Raw genomic sequence first — 8710 nt, 5'->3', positions numbered from 1 at the left:
GCCTGAGGCCAGAACCTACGACGCCAAAGCTGGGCTTCGGATCAGCTCAGCCGCACCGTGCCGAGCTTGCGAAGGGGTCCCCATTGCACGCCGATCCGGGGTCCCGTTCCAACGCTTTTTGACAGACAACCTGCTCGCGGACGCTCCAGCGCTGGCCGAACTCAGCGGCTACGGACCGGCGATGCAATGGTCGCTCGACCTCGTTCGAGACCTCGACGCTTGGCGCGAGGGAAAGCTCGATTGGCAGGCGATTTCGAGAACCTGCCTATGGGATTCGGAACCTGGCCTCGGGAAGACCACCCTGGCGCGGGCCGTCGCCAAGGCGGCGCGGATCCCGCTCGTCTCCGCCAGCGTGGGGGAGTGGTTCACCGGCAGCGACGGGTATCTCGGCGGCGTGCTCCGCGCAGCCGAGCAGACGCTGCAACGTGCCGCGTCGCTCGCGCCGGCGCTGCTGTTCCTCGACGAGTGCGACAGCATCCCCAACCGGGCCGCGATGGACGATCGGGGGCGCGACTGGTGGACCCCCGTGTGCAACTACATCCTCACGGAACTCGACACCAACACCTCGAAGACGACCTCGAAGCTGATCGTCGTCGGGGCGACCAACAACGCGCAGAACCTGGATCCTGCCCTTATCAGGCCGGGCCGGCTGCATCCCACGATCCGCATCCCGCGGCCCGACGCCGCCGCGCTCGTGGGGATCTTTCGGACGCACCTGCGCGAGGACCTCGCCGGGGAGGACCTGACGGGGATCGCCCATCTCGCGGTCGGAGGGACCGGCGCCGACGTCACGGCCTGGGTGAAGCAGGCTCGCGCCGCGGCCCGGCTCGCTGGGCGGCGCATGGTCCCTGCCGACCTCGGCCTGGCGGTCGCACCGCCTGACGATCGGACCGAGGACGAGCTGAGGATCGTCGCGCTTCATGAATCTGCGCACGCCGCCGCCTCGGTCCTGCTCGACGTCGCCACGGTTCGGTCCGTGTCCATCGCCATGGGCCGGTCGAGCGCCGGGGCGACGCAGGCGACCCTGCATCCGCGCGGGATCCTGACCCGGCGCCAGTTCGAGGCGCTCGCGGTCGTCGCCCTCGCAGGCCGCGCCATGGACACGCTGTCGGGCGAGCCGCACAGCGGCGCGGGCGGATCGGCCGGCAGCGATCTCGCGCATGCGACGTCGGTGCTCGCCTCGATGCACCTCAGCCATGGCCTGGGCGAAACGCTCCTGTTCCGGGGCGACCCGAAGGACGCGGCCAAGGCACTGGCGTCGGATGCCGGCCTGAGGCGGGTCGTGGAGCGCGATCTGCAACGGCTCCTGGCGCAGGCGCTCGCACTGGTCAGGGAAAACAGAACGGTAATCGAGGCCATCGCCGAGCGCCTGCTCGCGCGAAGGGTCCTCCCCGGCGACGAGGTCACACGCCTCGTCCAGGAACGCGGCCGCCCCGTACGCCGGGCGATTGGGCGAGGCGGCCGCTCGGGAGAACGGGGGGACGTTCGTCATCGAGGGCTACAAGCTCAAGAAGGTTTCCGGCTCCGGCAAGTGGTACGTCGCCAAGTACGACCCGTCCCTGGGTTACGATCCGAAGACCAGCCTCGGCACCGAGGACGAGCAGGAGGCGAAGGCCATGATCGCCCTCATGGTGATCGAGGCGGGCGCCGCGCCCTTCGAGGACGAGAACGACCTCCCGGTGGAGGCCGTGGTCGAGCTCTACCTCCTGAGTTCGGACAAGAGGAACAAGAGCTGGGCGAGCACCTCCGGCTCGACGCTGCGCGGCCTGGAACGGGCGCTGCCGGGCATGACGGTCGGCGCGTTCACGAAGCGCCAGCAGAAGACGCTCATCGAGGCGCTGACGGCCGGCGTGGCGGGCAGGCCGATGCAGGTGGGCTCGGTCTCGAACTGCATGATCCTGACCAACGCCGCGATCAACTGGGCGTGCAGCCCGGACGAGGACGGCAAGCGCCTCCTCACCGTCACGCCGCTGCCCGTCATCTGCACCAGGAAGGACGTCGCCGCCGTGCTCGGGGTCCCCGAGCCGGAGGCGAGGAACTGGCACGCGTCGCTGGAGGAAACCGCCGCGTTCCTCAGGCTCATCGCGGACGACGAACCGATGCGCCGGTGGATGCTCCTGATGCTCGGGTACGTCTGTCGGGCCGACGCCGCGGCCGCCGCGACGGGGGCGCAGATCGACCTGCGCCAGGGCGTCTACCATCTCAACCCGAAGGATCGCCCGCAGCAGGAGACCAAGTACCGCCCGTCGCTCCCGTTCCCGCCGTCGCTCCTCGCCGAGATTTCCTGCTGGGGCGCGGGGGTCTGGGTCGGCGAGGAGGTCCCCGATCTGCGCGCGCGCTTCAAGGCCGGCGGCGCCCGGCTCAACCTCGGTCCGGACTTCGTGCCCTCCAGCGTGCGCGACTTCGGGGCGACGATGCTGCGCGACGCCTACGTCCGCTACGGCGTCCCGCTCGTGCCCGACCAGCAGTGCAAGATGTGGATGGGACACCGCCGCAAGGACATCAACCACCTCTATGGCAAGTTCTCCCCGGAGTACCTGCTGCTGGCCCGCAACGCGATCGAGTGCGTCCTGCACGAGCTCGACGAGCTGAGCGGCGGGGTGCTCTTCCGCAACGCCCGCGCCGCCGGCACCCTGCCGCCGGGCCCGGTGGTGATCGATCCGGCTGAGCTGCGCGGCAGCGGCGTGAGGGGCGGTTCTGCCAAGTCTGCCAAGTCCAGGGTCTCGGCCGAAGACGGGAAAGGGGACATAACTACTGCGTATCCCATTCCGGCCAAGGGTGACGACGAGATGAAAGCCTGGGGCCGGGCGGTCGTTATCGGCTCCAACCGGGCGAAAACGGGCGGTATCGGGTCCTTGCAGGGACGCTTCTGCCAAGTTCAGGCAATGCCCGAATGGATGAACGAAAGATCAGACGGCGTCGCCGCCCGCCTCATCGACCAGGGCTACAAGATCGTCGAGTTCTGGCCCGAAGGCGATGAGACCGGTCATCCGCAGCTGTTCGTCGTTGGCAGGTCGGCGAAACTGCTGACCGACGAGGATGCGCGGAAGGTCTGCAACGCCTCGTGGATCCGACATGTCAAAGGTCGCCGGGTCTTTGAACCGGGGGTGGAGGCGCCGATGGCCATGACGATCGAGGGCGAAGTCTCCGAGGTCGCGCCGGTGGTGAAGCTCACCCGCTCGCCACCTCTCCCAGGCGCGCGGCGCAAGCCCGTAGCAACCGCCAAGCGGCGCAACAAGTACGATCCCCGTTAAGCGCTCCACGCCACCACGAGCCCACCGATCCTCCTGAGCCGTGGTCGTACGAACCTGCGGAGGCCGCCCCGAAGGGGTTACTCCGAACTTTGCCGGCCAACCTGCAACCTTGTCGTCTCGATCTCCGGCCTGCACATGGTGCTGGCGGCGGGGGTGGTGTTCTGGCTGGTGCGGGCCGGGCTCGCCCTGGTGCCGTTCCTCGCCCTGTCGTGGCCGATCAAGAAGATCGCCGCCGCCGTGGCGATGGCGGGCGTGACCGCCTACTGCGTCTTCTCGGGCTGGGACATCGCGGCCGAGCGCTCGCTCGTGATGACGCTGATCATGCTCGGCGCGATCCTCGTCGACCGGCCGGCGGTGAGCATGCGCAACCTCGCCCTCGCGGCGCTCGTCGCGCTCGCCCGCGAGCCGGAGGGCCTGCTCGGCCCAAGCTTCCAGATGTCCTTCGGCGCGGTGGCCGGGCTGATCGCCTGCGCGCGGCTCATCGACGGGCGCTTCCTGGCGAGGGAAGGCGCCGGCCGGATTGGCCGAACGGTCCGCCTCGCCGCGTCGGCGGTGCTGGGCACGCTCCTGACCACCCTGGTGGCGCAGATCGCCACGGCGCCCTTCGCCACCTACCACTTCCAGAACATCCAGCCCTTCGGCCTCGTCGGAAACGCCCTGACCCTGCCGCTCGTGTCGCTTGCCGTGATGCCGGCGGCGGTGCTCGGCATCCTCGCCTATCCCTTCGCCCTCGACCGGCCCGTTTGGTGGCTGATGGGGCTCGCGGTCAAAGGCATGCTGGCGATCTCGGCCTGGATCGCCGGATTCTCGCAGGCGGTGGTGGTCGTCCCCGCCTTCGGCACGGCCGCGCTCCTGCTGCTCGCGGCCGGGTTGCTGCTCGCGACCCTTCCGATCTCGGGCCTGCGCTGGCTGGCGCTCGCGCCGACCCTGCTGGGGCTCGGCCTCGCCGCCGGTCCAGTCCGCCAGGACGTCTATGTCGACCGGCAGGGCAGCGGCGCGGCCGCGCGGGGGGCGGACGGGCGCCTCGTCGCGCTCGGCCGGCCCTCCGCCTTCGTGCTGGAGCAATGGCTGCGTGCCGACGGGGACGGCCGCCGCCCGGCGGATGCCTTCGCCGCCGCAAACTGCGACCGGCTCGGCTGCAACGCGGCGGATGCGGAGGGCCGCGTCGTCGCCTTCGTCCGCGACAGGCGCGCCTTCCCGGAGGATTGTTCGCGCGCGGACATCGTGATCACGCCGCGCCCCGCTCCGTCATCCTGCGCGGCGTCTCTCGTGATCGATCGCGCCATCCTCGCGTCGCGCGGCGCCGTCGCGATCCGGTGGGCACCGGAGGGCGCGATCGTCACCGGGAGCCGCGATGCCGATGGCGCGGGCCGCCCCTGGCGATCCAAGACGCCCGCCGCCGCCGCTCCTCCCGCCGCCGAGGGGCGCCCCATGACGCCCGCCGCCGCTCTACCTGCCGTTTCCCCGTCCGCCACATCGGAGGCGGCGTCCGACGCTCCCGAGCCGGACGACGCACCCGTGGAGCCGCTTCAGTAGCGCCGCACCAGGCTGACGAGCCGCCCCTGGATGCTGACGCGGTCGGGCCCGAGCACGCGGGTCTCGTAGGCGGGGTTGGCGGCCTCGAGGGCGATGGAAGAGCCGCGCCGGCGCAGGCGCTTCAGCGTCGCCTCCTCGTCGTCGATCAGCGCGACGATGATGTCGCCGGTATTGGCCGTGTCCTGCTTGCGGATGACCACGAGATCGCCGTCGAGAATGCCGGCCTCGATCATCGAATCGCCCCGCACCTCGAGGGCGTAGTGTTCCCCGCTCGTCAGGAAGTCCGGCGAGAGGGTGATCGCGTGGCTCTGGTTCTGGATCGCCGAGATCGGCGTACCGGCCGCGATCCGCCCCATCACCGGGATGCTCACGGAGCGCCCGTCCGCGTCCGCCACCTGCACGCTCGGGGGAGACGGGGGAGCGGCCTTGGCGCGTCCCCCCTCGACCACGCTCGGCGTGAAGCGGCGCACCCCTGCCGGCGCCGCCGACGGTGCGGGGGTTGGAGAAACCGGCATGCGGCCGAGGCTTTCCGGCATGCGGATCACCTCGATGGCCCGCGCCCGGTTCGGCAGGCGGCGCAGGAACCCGCGCTCCTCCAGGGCCGTGATAAGCCGGTGGATGCCCGATTTCGACTTGAGGTCGAGGGCGTCCTTCATCTCGTCGAAGGACGGCGGAACCCCGCTCTCCTGCATGCGCTCCTGGATGAAGCGGAGGAGATCGAGCTGCTTACGGGTCAACATCGTCGGTCTGCCCCTTTCGGCGAACCGGCGCGGCGCACGGTCGCGGAAACAAATCACGAACACGTTAAGCGTTCCTGAAGTGTTCCGCAAGGCGGTCGGCGGCCGCTTTTTGGGGCGGAAATCGCTAATTGGCGGCGGGCTTGTCAGAGATATTTGGCGGCGGACCGCAAAAACATGATCTCCGACAATGGATTAGAGGGCGCGCAATTGGTAACCCTCAGCACTACGACGGCGCGCCGCCAATTTAAGGTAACATGTTGTTCTTGCACAACATCCTTGTAACCCATCAGACGTCATCTGCTGTCCTTGTAACCCCTTTGTAACCCTCAGGTGTCTCCTCACCCGCCTCTGGGCCGTACACTCGGCGCATCTCGGTTCGAAAACGTCTGAACGCCTCCCAAAACTTCAAGTCAGCTTTCAGAGGACCAAGGTCAAGATCAAGGTTGAGGTGATTATACTGCTGTATGCCTAGAATACAGTAGCTAAAGTCCAGTTTTTTCTCGAAATGAAGAGCTAATATTTCTGAATAAGGAACCCGGTTTCGACGTCTCCAGGTCGTGATGGTTGACTTAGATACGGCGAATAAGCGCGCCAAATCTATATCGCGCTTTAGGCCGGTCATGATCCGAACCCGATCGAGGACAGCATCTGCTGTCACCGCCCCCATGCTTTGAGGGGGGGAATGCGCGATCTGGCCCCTTGTGTCAGAAGTTGACAAAATGCGTCCATGGTTTGCATATTGCGCCCTCACGAGTTTGCGAGGGTGGGTATGAAGGACACATTACCCGACATCCGAGGGTCATTCGAGGCCGAAGGGATCAGCATTCGGGAATGGGCGCTTGCACGTGGCTTCAATCCGCGCACTGTGTACGCGGTGCTACGTGGGGAGTGCAAAGCAACGCGCGGCGTCAGTCATCGGATTGCTGTGGCGCTGGGCGTCAAGAAAGAGCCAAATATTAAGCGGCTCGCTTCGTGACATTTATCCGATCATCCGACTTTGCTGTGCTTGCAGGAATTTCCCGCCAAAAGGCGCATCGCGCGCTTGCACGAGCACTGAACTGCGGATTGACTTGGCGCGGGGCTAATCTCGCGGTGCGATCCAGGCGTGGCTATGGAGGAAAGGGCGGGCTACGGTACGAAGTAAATACCGATAGTCTGCCGTCCGAACTCCAGCTCTGCGTTCAAACATCGCAAACGCCTATTGAAGGCCCGTTGAACCCCTCTGCCAAGGCGTTCCAGGCGGCCGAGTGGTGGGCCTACTTCCTCCGTACCGCCCTCTCCTACCCCAAGGGATCGCAGGAGCGCTCGGCGGCAATGCGGGCGCTGGCCGGGGTCGAGGCGATGGGGCCGGACGGGCGGCCGTTCACCCCGAGCCTGCGCGACATCCAGCGCAAGGTCAGCAAGGCCGAGACGCACGGGCTGAAGGGCCTGATGCGCAAGCCCCGGGAGACCAAGCCGGAAAGCCGGCTGATCCTGACGAAGCGTTGGGACGCCGTCACGGCCGGCTTAGATGATGCTCTCCGTGCGGAGATCGCTCGCCGGGTCCGTAGCCGTATCCGGGACCTTTGGGGGCAGGGCGCCTCCTACAGCACCGTCCAGCGCCTCGCGGGCGAGCATCTTGCCGACCTGACGTTGAAGGCCGGGATCGGCGGCGACTTCGCCGCGATCATGCCGGCCTGCGAATTGCCGAAGCACACGGTGGAAGCCGGCCGCGCCGCCCGACGCGTTCACGAGTACCGCACCGACGCCAAAGCCTGGGACGACAAGCGTCCCCGCGTCCGGCTCACGTCCGCCGGCCTCGCGCCGATGCAACTCGTGTTCGGCGACGTGCATCATTTCGATCTCTACGTGGCCCGCGAGGACGGCACCCTGGCAACACCGAAGGGCATCGCATGGCTCGATGCCGGTACGCGCCGCCTGCGCATCGACCTCTTGCTCTGCGAGCCCGGCACCGCCGTTCGCAACGCGGACCTGATCGAGAGCTTCATGCACATGACCCAGGATCAGCACTGGGGCATGCCGGCGATGCTCTACCTCGACAACGGGTCGGAGTACCGCTTCGCCGAGTTCCTGCCGGATGCCCTCAAGCTCGCGGGCCTCGACGGCGAGTGCTTCGACCGGGGCAAGCCGCTGATCCGCGCGACCCCCTACAACGCAGCGGCTAAAGGCATCCTCGAAGGATCGTTCCGCGTCATCGAGCAGAAGTTGCTCGCGCCGCTGCAAGGCTACATCGGCGGCGACCGCATGAAGTCTCGTACGGCCAATCTCGGAAAGTCGCCGGATGCATTCGACGGCACATTCGCGGAATTCAGTTTCGACTTCAAAAACCTGCTGACGTTCTACAACTCAAACCGCCAGACCGGCGACCTAGCCGGCATATCGCCCCTACAAGCCTACACCCGCGCCGTCGAGGCCGGGTGGCAACGCACCGACGTGGACCCGATGGCGCTGATGATGGCGTTCTCGACGGAAGCCACGCGCAAGGTCGTGGACGGCAAGATCAGCGTCGGCGGCGAGCGGTTCTACTGCGACGAGCTGGCCCGGCACACCGGCAGCAAAGTCCGCGTCCAGCTTCCGAAGTACCTGCATTGGCCGGCGATCCCAGTCTTGACGATGGCCGGCGCGCCGATCGGCATCGCCCAGCCCGATCCGGTGTACTCGCGCCTCGACCCGGCCGGCGCCGAGGAAGCCGCCCGGCGCAAGGGTGTGGCCCGCGCGGCGATCGCCGCCGAGGCGGCCGACCTCACGCCGATCGACGTGAAGGCCGAGATGATCGCCTCCGGCCAGCGCCAGCCCGTGCCGCCCGTCCCCGCCAGCAAAGGGACGATCGAGCTGGCTTCCGGCATGGCCGAGACCGGCCGGCGGCTCACCGAGACCCCGCAGGCACGACGCGACCGCGAGCATGAGGCGAAGCAGGCCAAGGTCCGCGCGGCGCTCGCCCGCTCCCAACGCTTCGGAGCCCCGCGATGAGCGACCTCTACCTCGATCCCAAGTACGCGCATCTCCCCCTTCAGACACAGCGCATGCGTGGCTGGAGCGCTACCATCGCGCGTCTTCGCTGCGCTTCCTGACGATGGCCGGCGCCGGCAAGGTAATCACCGCCTTGAGGGCGATGAAGTATCGGACGCGTGAAAAGCAGCTCGGCGGCCCCGATCTAGCCGGAACCCGAACTTCGCCATA

General features: G+C 67.7%; 5 protein-coding genes and 2 pseudogenes. 5 read left to right on the top strand and 2 right to left on the bottom strand.

Features of this window, described 5'->3' with window-relative positions; all coding sequences use genetic code 11:
• Positions 1 to 181: 181 nt before the first annotated feature.
• The 3 genes and pseudogenes from ACP56T_RS21590 to ACP56T_RS21580 form a co-directional block, all read left to right on the top strand.
• Positions 182 to 1351, top strand: a pseudogene (locus ACP56T_RS21590) (AAA family ATPase); the annotation flags it as partial.
• Between the two features lie 97 nt (positions 1352 to 1448).
• Positions 1449 to 3254, top strand: a complete 1806-nt coding sequence (locus tag ACP56T_RS21585) for a hypothetical protein (RefSeq protein WP_430914081.1) — start codon at positions 1449 to 1451, stop codon at positions 3252 to 3254.
• A 111-nt stretch (positions 3255 to 3365) separates the two neighbouring features.
• Positions 3366 to 4790: pseudogene (locus ACP56T_RS21580) on the top strand (ComEC/Rec2 family competence protein); the annotation flags it as partial.
• Here ACP56T_RS21580 and lexA read toward each other — a convergent pair.
• Together lexA and ACP56T_RS21570 are read right to left on the bottom strand one after the other, a co-directional pair.
• Positions 4784 to 5530: a transcriptional repressor LexA gene (gene lexA / locus ACP56T_RS21575; protein ID WP_430914080.1), complete on the bottom strand. Its 747-nt coding sequence runs from the start codon at positions 5528 to 5530 to the stop codon at positions 4784 to 4786. The pseudogene ACP56T_RS21580 and the gene lexA overlap by 7 nt on opposite strands.
• A 286-nt stretch (positions 5531 to 5816) precedes the next feature.
• Entirely contained in the window at positions 5817 to 6197 is a 381-nt protein-coding gene (locus ACP56T_RS21570; RefSeq protein WP_430914079.1) for a helix-turn-helix domain-containing protein, read from the bottom strand.
• 60 nt (positions 6198 to 6257) lie between these two features.
• Between ACP56T_RS21570 and ACP56T_RS21565 the strand changes: the two genes are divergently transcribed.
• The gene (locus ACP56T_RS21565; protein WP_430914078.1) at positions 6258 to 6506 is read left to right on the top strand and encodes a DNA-binding protein; all 249 of its coding nucleotides are present in this window, start codon (positions 6258 to 6260) and stop codon (positions 6504 to 6506) included.
• A gap of 338 nt (positions 6507 to 6844) precedes the next feature.
• The gene (locus tag ACP56T_RS21560; protein WP_430914077.1) at positions 6845 to 8500 is read left to right on the top strand and encodes a thioredoxin domain-containing protein; all 1656 of its coding nucleotides are present in this window, start codon (positions 6845 to 6847) and stop codon (positions 8498 to 8500) included.
• The last annotated feature ends 210 nt before the right edge of the window (positions 8501 to 8710 follow it).

The sequence above is a fragment of the Methylobacterium endophyticum genome, assembly GCF_050591105.1.
In the GTDB taxonomy this organism is placed as follows: Bacteria; Pseudomonadota; Alphaproteobacteria; order Rhizobiales; family Beijerinckiaceae; genus Methylobacterium.
Note: the sequence above shows the minus strand (reverse complement) of the source record. Positions and strands in the feature narration are given on the sequence as shown.

Coding starts and splice junctions, on each gene's coding strand:
- ACP56T_RS21560 (WP_430914077.1), top strand. CDS start 6,845: ATGCGGGCGCTGGCCGGGGTCGAGGCGATGGGGCCGGACGGGCGGCCG.
- ACP56T_RS21565 (WP_430914078.1), top strand. CDS start 6,258: ATGGTTTGCATATTGCGCCCTCACGAGTTTGCGAGGGTGGGTATGAAG.
- ACP56T_RS21570 (WP_430914079.1), bottom strand. CDS start 6,197: ATGGGGGCGGTGACAGCAGATGCTGTCCTCGATCGGGTTCGGATCATG.
- lexA (WP_430914080.1), bottom strand. CDS start 5,530: ATGTTGACCCGTAAGCAGCTCGATCTCCTCCGCTTCATCCAGGAGCGC.